General features: G+C 44.4%; 16 protein-coding genes. 9 read left to right on the top strand and 7 right to left on the bottom strand.

What is annotated here, in order from left to right:
• Window positions 1–139: 139 nt before the first annotated feature.
• Window positions 140–1,132 (bottom strand): alpha/beta hydrolase, encoded by a 993-nt coding sequence (locus HF322_RS02140; RefSeq protein WP_169391730.1) that lies wholly within the window; start codon window positions 1,130–1,132, stop codon window positions 140–142.
• A gap of 260 nt (window positions 1,133–1,392) precedes the next feature.
• Here HF322_RS02140 and HF322_RS02135 point away from each other — a divergent pair, with 260 nt between their 5' ends.
• From HF322_RS02135 to HF322_RS02125, 3 genes are all read left to right on the top strand, one after another.
• On the top strand, window positions 1,393–2,145 hold the full coding sequence (locus tag HF322_RS02135) for a hypothetical protein (protein ID WP_169391729.1): 753 nt from the start codon (window positions 1,393–1,395) through the stop codon (window positions 2,143–2,145).
• A gap of 91 nt (window positions 2,146–2,236) precedes the next feature.
• A complete protein-coding gene (locus HF322_RS02130; RefSeq protein ID WP_169391728.1) occupies window positions 2,237–3,289 on the top strand; it encodes an SIP domain-containing protein in 1,053 nt (350 codons plus the stop codon).
• Window positions 3,290–3,419: 130 nt separating this feature from the next.
• A complete protein-coding gene (locus tag HF322_RS02125) occupies window positions 3,420–4,094 on the top strand; it encodes a hypothetical protein (protein WP_169391727.1) in 675 nt (224 codons plus the stop codon).
• Window positions 4,095–4,162: 68 nt separating this feature from the next.
• Here HF322_RS02125 and HF322_RS02120 read toward each other — a convergent pair whose 3' ends face one another.
• From HF322_RS02120 to pnuC, 3 genes are all read right to left on the bottom strand, one after another.
• Complete coding sequence (locus tag HF322_RS02120) at window positions 4,163–4,780, bottom strand: hypothetical protein (protein ID WP_169391726.1); 618 nt, start codon at window positions 4,778–4,780, stop codon at window positions 4,163–4,165.
• A 105-nt stretch (window positions 4,781–4,885) separates the two neighbouring features.
• The gene (locus HF322_RS02115; RefSeq protein WP_169391725.1) at window positions 4,886–5,467 is read right to left on the bottom strand and encodes an AAA family ATPase; all 582 of its coding nucleotides are present in this window, start codon (window positions 5,465–5,467) and stop codon (window positions 4,886–4,888) included.
• Window positions 5,418–6,092: a nicotinamide riboside transporter PnuC gene (gene pnuC / locus HF322_RS02110; RefSeq protein ID WP_169391724.1), complete on the bottom strand. Its 675-nt coding sequence runs from the start codon at window positions 6,090–6,092 to the stop codon at window positions 5,418–5,420. Before pnuC ends, HF322_RS02115 begins: the two co-directional genes overlap by 50 nt.
• Before the next feature lie 304 nt (window positions 6,093–6,396).
• Between pnuC and HF322_RS02105 the strand changes: the two genes are divergently transcribed.
• From HF322_RS02105 to HF322_RS02085, 5 genes are all read left to right on the top strand, one after another.
• Window positions 6,397–7,542 (top strand): beta-ketoacyl-ACP synthase III, encoded by a 1,146-nt coding sequence (locus HF322_RS02105; RefSeq protein ID WP_169391723.1) that lies wholly within the window; start codon window positions 6,397–6,399, stop codon window positions 7,540–7,542.
• Window positions 7,543–7,773: 231 nt separating this feature from the next.
• Entirely contained in the window at window positions 7,774–8,865 is a 1,092-nt protein-coding gene (prfA, locus tag HF322_RS02100; RefSeq protein ID WP_169391722.1) for a peptide chain release factor 1, read from the top strand.
• 104 nt (window positions 8,866–8,969) lie between these two features.
• Window positions 8,970–10,508: a lysine--tRNA ligase gene (gene lysS / locus HF322_RS02095; protein ID WP_169391721.1), complete on the top strand. Its 1,539-nt coding sequence runs from the start codon at window positions 8,970–8,972 to the stop codon at window positions 10,506–10,508.
• A 142-nt stretch (window positions 10,509–10,650) separates the two neighbouring features.
• Window positions 10,651–12,792, top strand: a complete 2,142-nt coding sequence (dnaX, locus tag HF322_RS02090) for a DNA polymerase III subunit gamma/tau (protein ID WP_169391720.1) — start codon at window positions 10,651–10,653, stop codon at window positions 12,790–12,792.
• 231 nt (window positions 12,793–13,023) lie between these two features.
• The gene (locus tag HF322_RS02085; RefSeq protein ID WP_169391719.1) at window positions 13,024–13,923 is read left to right on the top strand and encodes a LysR family transcriptional regulator; all 900 of its coding nucleotides are present in this window, start codon (window positions 13,024–13,026) and stop codon (window positions 13,921–13,923) included.
• Window positions 13,924–14,006: 83 nt separating this feature from the next.
• Here the strand turns inward: HF322_RS02085 and HF322_RS02080 are convergent, their stop codons facing one another.
• Entirely contained in the window at window positions 14,007–15,194 is a 1,188-nt protein-coding gene (locus HF322_RS02080) for an aspartate aminotransferase family protein (RefSeq protein WP_169391718.1), read from the bottom strand.
• Window positions 15,195–15,275: 81 nt separating this feature from the next.
• Complete coding sequence (locus HF322_RS02075; protein WP_169391717.1) at window positions 15,276–15,479, bottom strand: DNA gyrase inhibitor YacG; 204 nt, start codon at window positions 15,477–15,479, stop codon at window positions 15,276–15,278.
• A gap of 125 nt (window positions 15,480–15,604) precedes the next feature.
• Between HF322_RS02075 and HF322_RS02070 the strand changes: the two genes are divergently transcribed.
• Entirely contained in the window at window positions 15,605–16,252 is a 648-nt protein-coding gene (locus HF322_RS02070; protein WP_169391716.1) for an SAM-dependent methyltransferase, read from the top strand.
• 128 nt (window positions 16,253–16,380) lie between these two features.
• Here the strand turns inward: HF322_RS02070 and HF322_RS02065 are convergent, their stop codons facing one another.
• Window positions 16,381–17,772, bottom strand: coding sequence for an AarF/ABC1/UbiB kinase family protein (locus HF322_RS02065; RefSeq protein WP_169391715.1), 1,392 nt, complete (start codon window positions 17,770–17,772; stop codon window positions 16,381–16,383).
• Window positions 17,773–17,866: the final 94 nt, after the last annotated feature.

Below are 17,866 nucleotides of genomic sequence, written 5' to 3'. Positions count from 1 at the left end.
CGTTTATTTTAAAATACAAGATGAAATTGGCATTTTTAAGTCTTGCAGGTTTTAAATTTCTCAAAAATTATGCAAAAAAATACACCAAGCCTTTTAGTAGCTTGGTGTAGTAAATTAGGTACTGAAAAGGCTTTAGGGATTAAAACTGCGCAATCGTTTTTAGTAGTGACGAGGTAAACACCTCACCATGCGACTGCTGATAAAAATTGGCTTGGCAATCTTGATAATAATTGCAAATTTCGTTGGCAAACTGGCGCTTTTGGCGGCTATCGGCGTCAGGAGTTTTATCCTCTTGGGTTGCCGATTGGCTAAAATCAAGCCGCAGCGGTTTGGTGATAGCAAATTTAGACAACGTTTGATGTTGCCGCCAGTATTTGAGCATTTCGCCATTTTGCCACCAAAGCGACGGGTCAGCGCTCACAAAATGATCGAAAGATTGTGGATGCAAAAATAGGTTATAAAGTACGAACAAGCCGCCATAAGAATGCCCCCAAAGCGTCTCAACTTTGGGATGATCTTGCAATTGACTTGCCACCCAAGGCTTAATGTCACTTTCAATCAACTGATAAAAGTTTTCACTACCTCCATTTAATCTGCCGCGACCTTCTTCAACAAACGCATTGGCGATTTGATCGTTGGTGGCGCTCAATAGCGGCGGGGTGAAATCATAAGCTCGCGAGGTCACCTCAAAGCGGTAAGGCGTTTGATAACCGATAAATACCAAAATCGGGATTTGACCTGCGGGCGTGGCTTTCAATTTAGCTTGTAAACGCGTTTGGTCGATATCGTCAATAGCAGCGTTGCCATCAAGCAAATATAAAATACGATAGGTCGGCTTGGTGCTATGTTGAGTCAAACGCTGAATTTCTTGAGGATTGGGCATCGCAAGCCAAACTTGATAATGGCGCGGCTTAGCAACATTTGCCAAATCTGTAGGAAACGCGCTGCCATCTGTTTGAATGGGCGCATCTTGATCAAAAGTTTTTTGAATCACCTCAAATCCGGAAGCTTTTTGATGAATGACGCTAAAATCTACCGGCTGGGTTAAATTTGGCTGAGCAAAGCTTGGCAGCATGTTGGTTCCTAAAATTCCAGTAACCGTCAGCATGGTTAAAGCAAGTCGCGGTATCACGTTTGATTCCTTTTCAGATGTTTTTTTAATAAAAACCTTGGTTTTCTTGGCTTTGCAAAATAATGGCAGTTGCGGGCTAATCCTGTTAAATCTGATTGACAAGCGATTACAATGCCGTAATAATAATATATATGATAATGCTTATCAATAATGTTATTTATCAGCATTTTGTCACGATTTAATCAGCCTTTATAAGCACTATCATCATTGCCAGTAATGGCATTTTTTTTGGAAGTTAACTTTATTTTTGAGGTTATTTTATGTTGTCCGTATCCACCATGACTGGCAAAAATCTAACGAAAACGGCGGCTTTGACCGCAATTTGTGTCAGCGCGGCATTATCAGGTTGTCAGAACACCACGGCTTTGAGCAAACCTAGCGCGCCTGTAACCGCTAAAATCACAACCACTCAAACCAGCTATCATGACTCGCGATTTTTAACCATTAATGGTCAAAATCAGCCTGTTTCTGAAACATCGGCGCGAATCGTTTTTGATAAACAAACCTTAGCGCCACAATTGGTTGCCGATATTTTTGATGGTAAAGCTGCCAAAGCCGTTGCTGGTTACAAAGTTATGCTGATTAACCGAACCAGCTCGATTGCCGCTGAAGGTCGCAAAATGGACAACGGGACGATCATTGACAACCGAATGATCCATCGTGGTAGCAAAGTGCTCGTTGGCATCCCAGTTATCAACGGTCAAGCCAATTTGGCGCAAGCTCAAGTGTTAAACTTTGACATTATTTATGATGATCCAAGCAAAATGCTAGCTCAGGGCGAAACGTTCAAGCCGCGTGGCAATAAAATGACCAAACAAGGCGTTCCGGTCACCAATCAAAAAGTCACCATCCGCTCATTAACCTTGCCAAATTCAGCAAGCGGTGAGAGCGCAGGCGGCGGCGTTGATTTTGATGCCAGCGCGTTGGTGGATGGCAAATTGGTTCGCACCGGCGCCAACAGTGCCTTCCACAACTTTTATAGTGTTGCCGAAGACAACGCTCGTGGGTTTTAATCACGATTGAGGTTTTAAAAAAGCTGGGGTGAATGTCGCCGCAGCTTTTTGGTTTTTCGTTTGATGTTTGCAATGATTTGAGATATGAGTTATGACTGCCACTACCCAAGCTTTTGAGTTGTCAAAAAAAACGCCACTACCAATGGCGGTTAAAGGCAAATTTATGAATCATGTCAATGAAGAACATCAAGATGAGCTTGTGATGTTTATCGAAGCGTTCACTGAAGCCCGTGTTGGCGATAACGATACGGTTTTGGTTCAAGAGGTCTTTGCCGATGGCTTATTGATCAGCGCAGATGATGACAGCTTGCCGCATTTTATTGCTTTTAAAGACCCTATCGATGAGTCAACGACCATCAAGTCGCAATACATCCACTTACTACAATCTGCCGCCAAAAAACTTGGTAAATTGTCGATTAAACTTCAGCAGCGCCGATTTACCGTGATCGATCGCGATTTTGCCAGTGCCAATATGCTGCGCTTAAAGGTTCGTGCGCCAAAAGATACGCCATTGAATCATGCCGGATTTGCCTATTTATTTAATATGTTAAGTGAAGAGGATGATTCGCCAAAATTGCAGCGTTATTACACCTTACGAAAAGCTTGGCATGAGAAGGGTAGCGAAGGCGAGCAAACGCTGGCTTGGATTGATGTCTTTGTTCACGGCGACACGGCAGGCGGCAACTGGGCGCAGGCAATGAGGGCGGATGATGTGCTGACCAGTGTCCGCGATTATCCTGAAAAAATTGCTCATTTGGCGCAAGGTCAGTGCTTACTAATTTGTGATGAAACCTCGATGCCAACGGTCGCCAATTTGCTTGAGCAGTGGCAAAATCCCATCGCGCCAATGGTAATTTTGGTCACAAATGACCCCAAAGATTTAAGCTATTTGACCGATTGCACGCTTTCAAAAACTTTAGCAAATCACGAGGGTTTTTTTAATAGCATTCAGCATATCACCAAAACGTCAAAAACTGATATTCAACAAGAGATATTAAACATTATCCAAGCAAATCCTATTCGAATCGAAAAAGTCTGGGGCGCGCTTGACGCCAAAGCTGCCAAAGGGCTACGTCAAGAATTAAAAGCCACCCTTCAATTGCCACGCCAAGATTTGATTATGAAGGTTTATTGGCGAGGTTAGCTTAAAACAGTTAATCAGCTTATTTTTATAAACTTAAATACCACTTTTAACTATTTTGCGAACTTTTGTCTTTACCCTGTTTAATTAGTAGGCTAAAGTAGAGTTTGTTTTTATATTTGAGATTGAAAATATGAATAAACTCATCTTAGCTGCACTTTGTTTAACGCCGACTTTTAGCATAGCTGCCAATATTCCGAACGATTTTAACTCAAAGCCTGTATTGCCTACGGTAGAAAAATTGCGAAATGAAGCTTGGACGTGGTCAAACTTTTCAAAGCTGCCAAAGATAGGAAAACTAGAGCGAGATGGTAATTATAAAAATCGTTATATGATGACTCAGACCATACGGTCTGATAATCCAGAAACGACCATTACCTTTTATGGTACTAAAGAGCGCCCTGAAGCTGCTATCATTGAGACGCGATCTTGGGGTGCAGCAAATACTCAAAATTCATCGTTTGTTAGGCTTGATAAGCTCAAAGGCGTGACGCCTTTAACCAGTAATTGTAACTTTAAAAAGGTATCCCTCAGTGACAATGATAATGATGTTGAGACCGGAGCGACGCTAGAGTTTCAGCAAGCTTATCTGTTACCAAAACATATAAGCTCGCTGTCAAACGCTAAAAATAATCTATATATGGCAAGCTCACAAGTGGAAACTTATGTCATCACTTCAACCTATCAAACCCAAGCTTATACCATGTCGATCATCACGCCAGATAAAGCCAAACTGGGTCAATTTGTCAACGATTACGGCTGGAATAAAAATAGCAAAGGCAAAACCATTAGCTGTAAAGTCAGTTAAAAATATTTAAACTGCCATTAACAAGCCACGACGCCAAAAGCAAGTAGCGGCTTACTTTTAGCGTTAACTTAAGGATTGACTTGCCTTAATTCTGATAGCATCTGTTCTAAATGAAACTGACCTTGAGCGCTCCAAACATTATAAAAACAGCGATTTTGCGGAATCACGAGATAAGCAAGCCACTTTGCTGACGGGTCGCCACCTTCATGACCGTAGCCTACGGTACTGCCATCTTGGTAAACGATATGATAAGCCCAGCCGTCATAAACTTGATCACCCGCCTGCAACACGCCCGCGTTAGCCACCCCATAAGCACTGCGCTCACTTGGCAAGTCATAAGCAACCCCCCAACCGCCTGAAAAATTGGCTCGGCGGGCGCTGTGACCTGAAATATGAGCATTGCTATTTTTGGGTAACGCAAGAATTGGGCAAGTAGTTTTTGTGGGCGACTTTACCCATTCTTGACGATAAACGGCGTCCGTTTGGCTGCTGTTAATGGCAGGCTTTGACCATGAAGCAATAGGCTTGGCAGGCAGGCTGGTCGTTGGCGATGTTGGGATGGTATTTGAATTGCCGGAACTTGGTGGCGGTTTAACCGTATTGCTCGGCGATTGGCAAGCGCTTAATCCTAATGCTGCGACGCCCAAAAGCAGCGCTTGGCTTAAAGTTGATTTTGTTATTGTCATCAGATTTCCTCGTCCTTTAGCGTTTTTTTAAAGACAGCTTTTTTAAAAAGCGGACAGACTTGGCTTATTATTGATGATTTTTACGTTACTTTCTGTAGGATTGAGTTAACGCTCAGAAAGTAGATTTGCCACAAATTCAACACGCTCGTCGCGACTGCCGCCAACTTTTTTAAACGCGATTTGATGGCGATTGAGCATCATTTCAAAAAAATCGCTAATGGCATGACGCTCGTTTGGGCTGTCACGCAGATCATCAGCAATCCAAGGAATATCAACGCAAGTGAGCAATACCAAATCGTAATGATGGACAAGCGCAGCTGCTTCAAGCGCTTTTGGGCAGTTACCATAATACCAATAAGAATATACCATCAATTCAAACAAGCACGTATCACAAAACAGATAGCTGCCCGAATTTGCGGCGATTTTTGCTTGTTGATTTTCACGGTTAATTTGACCTTGAGCAATGGGGAGTAAGTCCTCCCAAGTGCAGGTTAATTGCAGCTCATCCCATTTTTTTTGCAGATACTCGCGCATAAATTCCAAAACGAATGGGCTGTCAAATACCGCCGCTAAATCTTGGCAAAGGGTTGTTTTTCCGGTGGATTCTGCGCCGATAATGGCAACCGTTTTGACCGAATTAGGCGTAATTTGCTTGAGATTGTCGGGCAAAGCTTTGCTTCCAGTCATAATAGGCTTTTATCGCAATTAAGGTGAACACCACATATTGTAACGCAGTAAAGGTTAAGCCTTTGTACAAATAAAGCGGCACAGAAATGGTATCGGCTACAATCCAAACGAGCCAATGCTCAATCTTGCGCCGCGCCATCAGCCACATGGCGATCAAAAATAGCGCGGTGGTGAGCATGTCGGTCAAATCAACCCAAGTGAATAAATGAAGCCCAAGAACTGCGCCCTCAAAACTAAAGTGATTGTTAATGACAGGGCGGAAATAATAAACGAGCGCCACAAAGGCTGCTGTCACACTGCCTAAAAGAGCGAGCAAAGGCAAATCGCGCTTTTGAATATGCTCAACTTGCGGCTCATCGGTCGCAGTTTGGTTTTTTGACCAGTTCAGCCAGCCGTAAAGGCTCATGGCGGTATAATAAGCGTTAATCAACATATCGCCAAACAGCTGCCATTCCCAAAGCAAATACACAAAAATGGCGGTGCTAATGATGCCAACCGGAAAAACTAAAATGCTCAGCCGTGACGCCAGCATCACGCTTGCCACGCCAAAGCTGACTGCAATCAGTTCAAGGATAATAAACGCTACCGGATAATCGGCATATTGCCCGAATAATAGCTCAATCATGTTGCCATTTCCTCATAATACTGCCTTTAACATTGCTTTTAAAAATGCGTTGAATGAGATCGCAGCTGCGCTTCATTGCTGACAGCTCAATTAACTTCAATCAAATCACATTATTTGTAACAAACTATTAGATAAATTATAATATTCAGGCATAATAAAGGGTATTGCCTTTTAGTTTACACGTATTCACTAAGCTGCTATTGATTGTCATAGCGACGAACGTGGCGCCGTTGTTTTACCATAACCTTTTAACAAAAGCATCAAAGCATTTGCAACTTGCAAATTGTCGACAAGGAAGCAAACCATGACCACTTGTATCACTGGCACCGGTCTTTATATTCCCCCATTTAGCATCAGCAACGACGAGCTCGTAACCTCGTTTAATACCTACGTTGATAATTATAATAACGAGCACGCAAGCGAAATCGAAGCTGGCGAGCGTACCGCACTTCAACATTCATCCGCTGAATTTATCGAAAAAGTTTCTGGTATCAAATCGCGTTACGTGGTTGAAAAAGAAGGGATTTTAAACCCTGAAATTATGGCGCCCGTCATTCCGCGCCGCGATATGGAAAAAGAGCTGTCGGTTGCCGCCGAAATGGGAACAGCAGCGCTCAAAGATGCGCTCAAAGATGCAGGTCTTGAAGCCAACGACTTGGATGGCATTATCCTTGCCTGCTCAAACTTTCCGCGAACTTATCCGGCGCTGTCCATCGAAATTCAAAACGCCATTGGCATGACTGGCGGCTTTGCGTTTGATATGAACGTCGCTTGTAGCGCGGCAACTTTTGGTATCGCTCAGGCTCAAGGCAATATTAAAACCGGACTTGCCAAACGCGTGGCAATGGTGAACGTTGAAATCAGCTCAGCGCATCTAAACTGGCGCAATCGTGACAGCCATTTTATCTTTGGTGATGTGGCAACCGCTTGTATTATCGAAGATTTAGACACGCCAAAAGGCTATGAAGTCTTAAACGCCAAGCTGTTCACGCAATTTTCAACTAATATCAAAAATGAATACGGCTTTATGGACCGCTCAGAATTTTTAGCGGCAGGGACTGAAATGTACCCTGACATTAAAGAGCCGGTGACTCATAAGTTATTTTTGCAAAATGGTCGCAAAGTATTCCGTGAAGTTTGTCCAAAAGTGTCCGAAATCATCACTGAGCAATTGCAAGAAAATCATGTTGACCCTCAAGACATTAAAATGCTTTGGCTTCATCAAGCCAACTGTAACATGATTGATTTAATCTTGCGCTCCGTTGTTGGTAAAGATGCCGACAAAGCGCTTGCGCCTATGGTCATTGATGAGTTTGCTAATACTAGTTCAGCAAGCCCAATGATTGTATTCCACCGCTATAAAGATTCGCTAAAATCAGGCGACTTGGGCGTGATTTGCTCATTTGGCGCAGGCTATTCGATTGGTTCGGTGTTGGTTCGTAAAGCTTAAGTTAATTTGATGGCTTGTTAACGACGAGCTTTTAACTTAAAAGATAGCTAAGGATAAAGATTCTTGGCTATTTTTTTTGCAGTTTTTTAAAAGGACATAAGTTTTATTGACTTAAAGCTTAAGCTTGCAATCAAAGTTAATTTTAGCTTAAAAATTTGCTATAATTGCGCTTTCGTTTTTAAATAGCTATTTTTAAATGCCTTTTGATTTAAACCATAATGAACTGAGTTTATGAAAGAATCCTTACGCCTGCGCCTTGACCAAATGAGCGATCGCTTTGAAGAGGTCACCGCGCTATTATCTGACCCTGAGGTCATCAGCGACAATCAGCAGTTTCGCGCCTTGTCGGTTGAGCACAGCGATTTGATGGACATCACCGCGCTTTGGCAGAATTACAACCGCGCTGAAAGCGATATTGTTGACGCTAATGAGATGCTAAGCGATACCACGGACAGCGACATGAAGCAAATGCTGCAAGAGGAAATCGAGCAGGCAAAAGACAGCATCGCGCAGATGGAAGAAACGCTCAACGTTATGATGTTGCCCAAAGATCCCAACGATAAAGTTCCGGCGTTTTTAGAAATCCGTGCCGGAACGGGCGGTGATGAGGCGGCGATTTTTTCAGGCGACTTGTTTCGGATGTATCAAAAATACGCTCAGACCCAAGGTTGGACGGTGGAAGTGTTGTCGGCAAACGAAGGCGAGCACGGCGGCTATAAAGAAATCATTACCCGAGTTTCTGGCAACAGCGTTTATGGTCGCTTAAAGTTTGAATCTGGCGCTCACCGCGTTCAGCGCGTCCCTGAAACTGAAAGCCAAGGTCGCGTTCATACGTCAGCTTGTACGGTTGCAGTCATGCCGGAAGTTGAGATTGATGACACCGTTGATTTAAACCCTGCGGACATTAAAATGGATACCTTTCGCTCAAGTGGCGCGGGCGGTCAGCACGTGAACACCACCGATTCGGCGGTTCGCTTAACCCACATTCCAACCGGAACGGTGGTGGAATGTCAGCAAGAGCGCAGCCAACATAAAAACCGCGACAAAGCCATGAAAATGCTGATTTCAAAAATTCAGCAAGCCAAAGTTCAAGCTCAAGTTGATGTTGCCGACTCTATCCGCCGTGATTTGGTGGGAAGCGGCGATCGTAGCGAGCGCATCCGAACTTATAACTTTCCGCAAGGTCGAATGACCGACCACCGGATTAACTTAACGCTTTATAAGCTTGATTCTATCATGGAAGGCGACTTGGACGAATTGCTTGACGCGCTGCTTCGTGAGCACCAAGCCGACTTGATGGCAAGTATTGGCGGTGAGGCTTAAGCGGTTTTATGTTTTAACGCTTCATATAAGCGCCTTTTGTAATGATAACGATTTATTGACCCCGAACTTTTAAGTTTGAGATAACCTATTAACTTGAGATAACTATGGCAAAGCAAAGCAACCAAGACCAAACCGCCCAACCCACGCTTGAAGACACCAATGAGCTGATCGCGCAATTGCAATCAAAGCTTGATGACATCAAAGCCTCAGGAAAGCAGCCGTACCCCAACCAGTTTAAACGCACCGATTTTGCAGCAGATCTGCAAGCTCAGTTTGACGGCGTTAGCAAAGAAGACATTGAGGCAAAGGCAGCGGCAGGCGAGAAGGTTCAGGTTCGAGTTGCCGGTCGCGTGATGCTGAACCGCGGCGCGTTTATCGTGATCCAAGACATGAGCGGTCGCATCCAGTTATACGTTGCCCGAAAAGAGCTTGATGAAGATACGCTTGCCTTAATTAAATCACTTGATTTGGGCGATATCGTTGGTGTTTCAGGCTATATCGGTCGCTCAGGAAAGGGCGATTTGTACGTTCATATTGAAAGCCTAGAGCTGTTAACCAAATCACTTCGCCCCATGCCAAACAAGTTTCATGGTCTAGCGGATATCGAAGCGCGCTACCGCAGCCGGCATTTGGACTTGATGACCAATGAGGCCAGCCGAAATACCTTTATTATTCGAAGTCAGGTGATTAGCGGCATTCGCAAATTTATGCTCAATGAGCGTTTTATGGAAGTTGAAACGCCGATGATGCACCCGATCCCAGGCGGCGCGGTGGCAAGACCGTTTATTACCCATCATAATGCCCTTGATATGCCGCTGTATTTGCGAATTGCGCCCGAGCTTTATTTAAAGCGTTTGGTCGTTGGCGGCTTTGAAAAAGTGTTTGAAATCAATAGAAGCTTTCGTAATGAAGGCGTATCCACTCGGCACAATCCTGAATTTACCATGATTGAATTTTATCAAGCTTATGCTGATTATCATGACTTGATGGATTTGACCGAGCGCTTATTTAATGAGCTTGCCAATGACATTTTGGGAACGACCGAAATCACCTATCAAGGCGAAGCGATTAGCCTAAAAGCACCATTTGAGCGCTTATCGATGGTTGATGCCATTGCGAAATATGCTGAAAACTTTGACATGAGCCAAGTGAACAACCGCGATTATTTGGCAGATTACGCGCAAAATGTGTTAAAGCAGCAGATCAAAGACGTGTTTGGCGTGGGCAAATTGCAAACCATCATTTTTGAAGAAACGGCAGAGCATCAATTACGTCAGCCGACGTTTATCACCGAATATCCTGCGGAAACCTCACCACTTGCGCGCCGAAGTGATGACAATCCGGAAATTACTGACCGCTTTGAGCTGTTCGTTGGTGGTCGCGAGCTTGCCAACGGCTTTAGTGAACTGAACGACCCTGCTGACCAAGCCGAGCGCTTCCACGGTCAGGTCGCTGAAAAAGACGCCGGCGACGATGAAGCCATGCACTTTGATGAAGACTATATTGAAGCCTTATCTTATGGGTTGCCACCAACAGCCGGCGAGGGCATTGGTATTGATCGCTTAGTGATGCTATTTACCGATTCTGCAAGCATTCGCGATGTGATTTTATTTCCGCATATGCGCCGAAAATTTGAGAAATAATCACAATAAAAGCAATTATTTAGCCTTTTAAAATAAGCTTAAACCTGCCAAAAAGCCAGTCATGAAAGCTGGCTTTTTGCTATAATAATGGTTTTAAAAAAGCGTGAATTTAACGCCAAAATCGCCGCCAAATTGGATGACTATGACGCCGCAATATCAAGTTCTTGCCCGAAAATATCGCCCCAAAAACTTTCATGAGCTGATTGGGCAGTCACACGTTTCAAAAGCGCTCATTAATGCCATCGATTATAATCGGCTGCATCATGCGTATTTGTTCACTGGAACTCGCGGTGTGGGCAAAACAACGATCGCGCGGATTTTGGCAAAATGTCTGAACTGCGATACGGGAGTGACCAGTACCCCTTGCGGCGTTTGCGAGCACTGCGTGGCGATTGACCAAGGTCGCTTTATTGACTTAATCGAGATTGACGCCGCGTCCCGAACCAAGGTTGAGGACACCCGCGAGCTGCTTGACAATGTGCCGTATGCACCAAGTCAAGGGCGCTATAAAGTGTACCTCATTGATGAGGTTCACATGCTCTCAACGCACAGCTTTAACGCGCTACTCAAAACGCTTGAAGAGCCGCCGTCGCATGTTAAGTTTTTGCTTGCCACCACTGACCCGCAAAAGCTGCCGATTACCATCATTTCGCGCTGCTTGCAGTTTGTGCTCAGACCGCTGCCGCAAGCGCTGCTCAGTGAGCATTTGGGCAATATTTTGACCCAAGAGCAGATTTCGTTCACCCAGCCGGCGCTTTGGCAACTTGCGAACGCAGCAAAAGGCTCAGTTCGTGATGCCTTATCTTTGACTGACCAAGCCATTGCCTTTGGCCAAGGTCATTTGGATGATGATACGGTCAACGCTATGCTTGGGCTGATTGACTCGGCGGATTTGGTGCACCTGATTGCTGATATTTATCACAATGATAAAGTAGCGGTGGCGAGGCATATTGAGCAGATCCGCATGCAAATGGTCGATGCAGCAAGTATGTTTGATGGCTTAGCGGAGCTTTTGCATCAATTGGCGCTCACCCAGCTTTTACCCCAAGTTGCCTTGAACGTTAATGAAGCTCAAGCCGCGCAAATCACTAAGCTTGCTCAAATAATGTCGCCTGAAGTGCTGCAATTGTATTATGAAATCGTCGTTCGAGCTCGTGAGTCGATGAAGCTTGCCAGTACGCCGATGCAAGCGCTTGAAATGTGCATTTTGCGGCTTTTGGCATTTCGACCGCTTGGTCATGATGAAATGATTGAGGTTGCTCCTAGTGCACCGCAAGCAAATCATTCATCGCAAAATCAAAGCAAAGAATTAGGCGTTATTGAGAAAAATCATACGGATAATAATTTAGCGATAACTACCAATGTAGAGCCGTTAGCTTCAGCAAATTTTGCTAATGAAAGTAGTTTGAACGTTCATAATCAAAATGAAACTTTATCTGATAATAATTGGGATAATCAAAGTTTTGAAACTATTTCTTATGGCAGTGAGGATGGCGCGATAAGTTTGGATGACTTTAGCGAAAGTGATGTTAATGACCCTGAAGCAAATTTAGGGTTAAATAATTTTGCTGAAAACCAAATCCATAATGAAAGAAATTTTGAATCGCAAAGTTATCAAAATCCGAATCAAACAGTTTCCCCAAACCTTGAGCCAAACCTTGAGCCAAACCTTGAGCCAAACCTTGAGCCAAACCTTGAGCCAAACCTTGAGCCAAACCTTGAGCCAAACCTTGAGCCAAACCTTGAGCCAAACCTTGAGCCAAACCTTGAGCCAAACCTTGAGCCAAACCTTGAGCCAAACCTTGAGCCAGCGCGAAATGATTCTCAATTAACAACGAATGACCCGCGTGAGCTGCTTCACTGTCCGCCGCAAGAATTAAGCGGTCAATGGTCGCCGGACAAATGGGATTATTGGCTGCAATCGGCACGCGCTGAGGGGCTGCTTGCCGCTGATGAGCTGGCGCTTGCCCGTCAAGGGGTGATGGTCGGCGAGTGTCACGGTGCGGCAACCTTTATCACCGCTTTTAACAGTCGGCACATGCAATCCACCTTTGAGCAGTTGGCAAGCAAGATTCAAGCTCAGTTTTCAGGGGCAAAAATTGAGCTGATGGTCGATGGCAGTTTAATGCAGTCGGACAATGACACGCCACACGAGCGTCAGCAGCAGCGATTTATTCAAGCGCAAACAGCCGCTGAAGCGATGATATTACAATCGCCAATCATGCAATATTTAGCCAATCAAAGAGAAGGGGAGCTTACCCAAATTGAGCTCAATGACCCTTAACCTTTACTAAAGAGTTTAAAGCTAAAGTTTGGGTTGAAAAATTATACTTAAAAGTTATGATTACGTTTAATTGAGCCAAATGAAATTTTTATAATCATTATTGCTTTGATAATTATGAAGTTATCATTTAACTTAATAAACCAGCACAATGACAATAGGTGAAATAATACTTAAACTAAGCTATAATGGTTAAGATAAATTAACAACTGTAAAATTAGCTTAGGTGAGCGTATGTTAGATAATCTTCGCGGTATGGCAGTATTTGCAAGTGTGGTCAGCCACGGCTCGTTTAGTGGCTCCGCCCGCGAGCTTGGCATCACAACAAGCGCGGTAAGCCAACAGATCCGCTCCTTGGAAAATGAGCTTGGCGTGGTATTACTGCACCGCTCCACCCGAAAGCTGAGCTTAACAGAAGCTGGCGAGAGCTTTTATGAAGCGGCAAAAGATGTGGTGAGCGCCGCTGAACAAGGTCGAATCAAAGTCAATCAGCTTCGCGATGAGCTTGCCGGAAGCCTGCGGATTTCGACGACTCCTGAGCTTGGTGTTAACCATATTTTACCAGCGCTGTCCACTTGGATGGCAGCTCACGATGACTTGAGCATCACTTATTTGGCGGACAATCATTATATCGACATGATTGATGAGCGCATTGACATTGCTATCCGCATGAGCCCAAGCATTAACGACTCAAGCTTAAGCTGCCATCCGCTCACCGACGTCCGGCAATTGCTGGTTGCCTCACCGCAATATTTGCGCGGTCATAGTAAGATTGAATCACCAAAAGACTTGGCGGCGCATCAGCTGATTTGCATTGATTTGATGAAAGATGCCAACCAAATTGAGCTGACCCAAACCGAAACGGGCAAAAAATCCCGAACCAAGCTTGCCTCAAGAATCCATACCAACAACGTATTTATGGCAACGACCCTTGCCAAAGAAGGTCATGGCTTGGTGCGAATGGTAGAAATGGACATCAAAAAAGAGCTTGAAAATGGCGAATTGGTCGAAGTGTTAACCGGTTATCAATTGCCAAGCTTTGTGCTTTATGCCGTTACGTTAAACCGCGAGCAGCAACCTGCCAAAATTACTCGCTGTTTGGAAGTATTAAAAAAATACTTTCATGCCAGCTAATTAGCCTTTTAAAAAGTTTTATTAAACAAAAACCCCAAAATTAACTTGGGGTTTTTTCATGTTTAAAATAAAAGTCTTGGAAATTAATTATTAAGTGTCGACTTGATCAGTCGCGTTAGACGTTCAACCACTTGCTCACTTTCATTGCGCGTCATGTTTAAAGGCGGCAATAAGCGCACCACATGACCGCCTGTCACGTTGATAATCAATTGCTCTTCATCGCGAGCGCGGTCAACGAGCTCACTGCAATCAGTAGCTTCAGGAAGCACAATACCGATCATCATTCCTGCGCCGCGTGAGCCGATATCAAAGCCTTTAAGCTCATCTTTAATCGTTTGAGCAATAAAGTTGCCCTCAGTCACCGCATTTTGCATGATATCGCCGTCTTTTAGCACCTCATAAACGGCATGAACCACGCGGCTGGCAAGCGGCGTTCCGCCATAAGTTGAGCCGTGACTTCCTGCGCCAAACAAGTCAGCGGCACGGCCACGAACCATACAAGCGCCAACAGGGAAGCCATTGCCTAAGCCTTTAGCTGTGGTTAATACATCAGGCTTTGCGTTGCTGTGTTGATAGGCAAAGTATTTACCCGTTCGACCATTGCCGGTTTGAACTTCATCAATCATAAATAGCCAGTTGTTGGCGTCACACTCAGCTTGCAAGTCTTCTAAATAGCCAAAGCCATTAGCCGCCGTATTTAAGCCGCCTTCACCTTGAATCGGCTCAACCAAAATGGCGCAAATCTCACTGTTATTACAAGCCGCTTGTTTAATGGCGTCAATATCGCCAAAGGGTACGCGGATAAAGTCGTCATCAAGAGTAAAAAAGCCTTCACGCGCCTTAGGATTTGCCGTTGCGGATAACGACAAAAGGGTGCGACCGTGAAAGGATTTTTCCATCACAATGACTTTTGGGCGGCTAAAGCCTTGATTGTGAGCAAAAAGTCGCGCCAGTTTCAGCGCCGCTTCATTGGCTTCCGCGCCGCTATTGGCAAAAAATACGCTGTCCATGTTTGCAGCCGTGCAAAGCGCTTCGCCTGCGCGCTCTTGCCAGTCGATCCCAAATAAATTGCTCGTATGAACCAACGTTTTTGCTTGATCGCAAATGGCTTCGGTCACTTTTGGATGACAATGCCCCAAACCGCAAACCGCAATTCCGGTGAGCGCGTCAAGATAAGCCGTATCATCTTTGGTATAAAGCCAGCTGCCAGTACCGCGCGAAAAGCTGATGGGTTGGCGGCTATAAGTTGGCATCAAATAAGTAGCTGGCATAACTTGTCCTTAATTTGGCAATGGAAAAATCAACAGTTGCAAAGTGGTAAAATTGGCGTGAATAAAAACTAAAATGGGGGCTTAAAGTTCATCCGAAAATGGCGCGGTATCGGCAGGCAAGCGGTAATCTTCACTTGCCCAAGCGCCCAAATCAATCAATTTGCAGCGCTCACTACAAAAGGGCTTAAAGGCATTGCCCTGCCAGCGCGTTTTTGTACCGCACTGCGGGCAAGGAAATTGCTTTGTAGGGGCGCTAAGATCGGTATCAGAATTTTTATCAGTCATAAGAAGGCAAATAATTTGAGCAATGAGTCAAGTTTCGGCGGTGTTTTCCGCAAGCAATAGCCGTTATAATAATAGCACGACATGATGAAAAGACAACACGCCAAAAGCCAATTTAAGAGCCTGATATGACAACGCTAAGCCATCGCCATAACCGCGCCTTTTTACCTGAAAAGCTGCTTTTGCCGCGCGATTTTTTTGTTCCTGAAGTGATGGCAACAAAAACGCCGCTTGCCTTAGAAATTGGAGCAGGTCGCGGCAAACACGCGCTAAGCTTTGCCAAAGCCCATCCTGATTGCCACTTAATCGCCATTGAACGAACCAAAAATAAATTTATGGCGTTTGAAAAACTCGCGTTGCAGTCGTCTTTTCCCAACTTAACTGCTATTCATGCCGATGCGATTGCTTGGACGGTGTTTGCGCTACCGCCTAAGCGATTAAGCAAAATATTTATCTTGTATCCAAACCCTGAGCAGAAAAACCCCAATCAGCAATGGCTCAACATGCCATTTTTTGAGTTTTTATTATCGCGGTTACAGGCGGGCGGGGAGATTATCTTAGCAAGCAATATCGAGGCGTATATTGACAATGGCGAGGCGCAAGCTCGTGAGGTTTGGCAATTACAAGTTGAGCGCTCAAGCGTTCCAAGCGATAGTCAGCGAACCCATTTTGAAGTGAAATATCTTGCTCGCGGCGAGCCGTGTTGGGAGCTTATGATGACCAAACCAATCGGTTATAAAACGCGCTTTGATGATTGGTTGCCTAAAGAAAATTAGAACTTTTAATATAAAAATATAGAACAAAATAATTTAATAAAAATAGCCTAAGCAAAAAATAAAATATTAAAAAAGTAACTAAAGAAAAAATAGAAATTTTTATAGAGAATTACAAGAAAAACTTCTAACTAAATAAAAATTTTCACCAATTTTTGCGAATCAGTATACGCATCAATAACTGTTAAAAAAGTATAAGCACCAATGAATTTACGGCTGATAAACATAAACTCTTTTGGCGGTAAATTAAACTCAAACGACTGCATTGCTTTGGTCGCCGCCGCCGAAATCCGCGAATGCAGCTGGCTATTTGCCCAAACATAACGCTGTTGATCATCCAAACAGTCTGCTGGAATGTCCTTATTTTTTTCAGGATCACTAAATGGCTCTGTGGCTAGCAAAAATAGTGATGCCACATCAGACTTTACTTTTGGGCTCATGGTATCAAAAAAGTCATAGCCCGACATTGCTGCCATCATCGTGGTGTGATCATGATAGTAGCCTGCGGTCAGCAAATTTCGGGCAATCGTTAAAAGGGCAGCATCAAAGGTTCGAATCGCGCCAAAATCAAGTAAAACGAGCTGATCCATTTCGCCATTTTGACCTAAACGCACCAAATAATTACCAAAGTTTGGGTCAGTTTGCATTTCACCCCAAACAAAGATTTCTTGCATCATGATTTCAATAGCCGCTTGACCGACTTGGTTTCGGCGTTCATGAGACAGCTCTTGAACCTCTTTTGACGTTACCGGAACGCCGGACTCAAACGTCATACAAAGCAATCTTGGACTTGAGTAATGGCGATTAATTTTCGGGACGACATATCGTGGGTCATTTTTTAGGCGCTCATAAAAGCGCTCAGTCGTTGCCGCTTCCGCCTCGTAATCAACTTCGTGATGCAGAAGGTCGCGAATTTCCTCAAACCAAGCATCAAGCGCTCGCGTTTGCGGGACGATATTACTGACCTTTAATAAGCGCTTAAACAATGCCAAGTCCGAATCAATGGCGTCAGCAACGCCCGGGTATTGAACTTTTAAGACAATTTGTTCGCCAGTTTCGCGAATGGTGGCACGGTGAACTTGGGCAAGGGAGGCGGTGCCAATAGGATTTGGGTCAATGTCTAAATCGTTAAGTTTGTCGCCTAAAATCCGGCGCAAATTTTGCTCAATGCGCTCCCAACGCAGCGTTGCGGTATCGTCATTAAGCGTTTGCAAAGCGCGGGTAATTTCAGGGGGCAAAATATGCTCACCATAAAGCGCCAGCATTTGCCCGATTTTGACGACCGAGCCTTTTAATTTACCCAATTCTTCTGCCAAATAATGCGCTTGGGATTCCATAAATTCTTGGTTGCGGCGCGCTTTGGCATCTTTATCCAAAAATAGATTTGACACACTGTTTCCCGCCCAGCGCCTGCCAATATTCAATGACGTTTTGGCAATGGACAATCGGCGCTCAAACCCTGAGGTTTTTAGATTATCAATCGATTGTTTGTCATGGGGCGGGTTGGTCGGATTGTGTGCCATAAATATAATCAGTCATCAAATAAGGGCAGATGGTAAGTGATTTGTAGGCTGTCGCCCAACAATACAAGTTGAATTACAAAATTGTAGCACACAA

The sequence above is a fragment of the Psychrobacter sp. MF31 genome, assembly GCF_012847335.1.
Taxonomy (GTDB): domain Bacteria; phylum Pseudomonadota; class Gammaproteobacteria; order Pseudomonadales; family Moraxellaceae; genus Psychrobacter.
Note: the sequence above shows the minus strand (reverse complement) of the source record. Positions and strands in the feature narration are given on the sequence as shown.

Bases quoted from the DNA above. Each gene is read 5' to 3' on its own strand.
- HF322_RS02135 (WP_169391729.1), top strand. From the start codon at position 1,393: ATGTTGTCCGTATCCACCATGACTGGCAAAAATCTAACGAAAACGGCG.
- HF322_RS02130 (WP_169391728.1), top strand. From the start codon at position 2,237: ATGACTGCCACTACCCAAGCTTTTGAGTTGTCAAAAAAAACGCCACTA.
- HF322_RS02125 (WP_169391727.1), top strand. From the start codon at position 3,420: ATGAATAAACTCATCTTAGCTGCACTTTGTTTAACGCCGACTTTTAGC.
- HF322_RS02120 (WP_169391726.1), bottom strand. From the start codon at position 4,780: ATGACAATAACAAAATCAACTTTAAGCCAAGCGCTGCTTTTGGGCGTC.
- HF322_RS02115 (WP_169391725.1), bottom strand. From the start codon at position 5,467: ATGACTGGAAGCAAAGCTTTGCCCGACAATCTCAAGCAAATTACGCCT.
- pnuC (WP_169391724.1), bottom strand. From the start codon at position 6,092: ATGATTGAGCTATTATTCGGGCAATATGCCGATTATCCGGTAGCGTTT.
- HF322_RS02105 (WP_169391723.1), top strand. From the start codon at position 6,397: ATGACCACTTGTATCACTGGCACCGGTCTTTATATTCCCCCATTTAGC.
- prfA (WP_169391722.1), top strand. From the start codon at position 7,774: ATGAAAGAATCCTTACGCCTGCGCCTTGACCAAATGAGCGATCGCTTT.
- lysS (WP_169391721.1), top strand. From the start codon at position 8,970: ATGGCAAAGCAAAGCAACCAAGACCAAACCGCCCAACCCACGCTTGAA.
- dnaX (WP_169391720.1), top strand. From the start codon at position 10,651: ATGACGCCGCAATATCAAGTTCTTGCCCGAAAATATCGCCCCAAAAAC.
- HF322_RS02085 (WP_169391719.1), top strand. From the start codon at position 13,024: ATGTTAGATAATCTTCGCGGTATGGCAGTATTTGCAAGTGTGGTCAGC.
- HF322_RS02080 (WP_169391718.1), bottom strand. From the start codon at position 15,194: ATGCCAGCTACTTATTTGATGCCAACTTATAGCCGCCAACCCATCAGC.
- HF322_RS02075 (WP_169391717.1), bottom strand. From the start codon at position 15,479: ATGACTGATAAAAATTCTGATACCGATCTTAGCGCCCCTACAAAGCAA.
- HF322_RS02070 (WP_169391716.1), top strand. From the start codon at position 15,605: ATGACAACGCTAAGCCATCGCCATAACCGCGCCTTTTTACCTGAAAAG.
- HF322_RS02065 (WP_169391715.1), bottom strand. From the start codon at position 17,772: ATGGCACACAATCCGACCAACCCGCCCCATGACAAACAATCGATTGAT.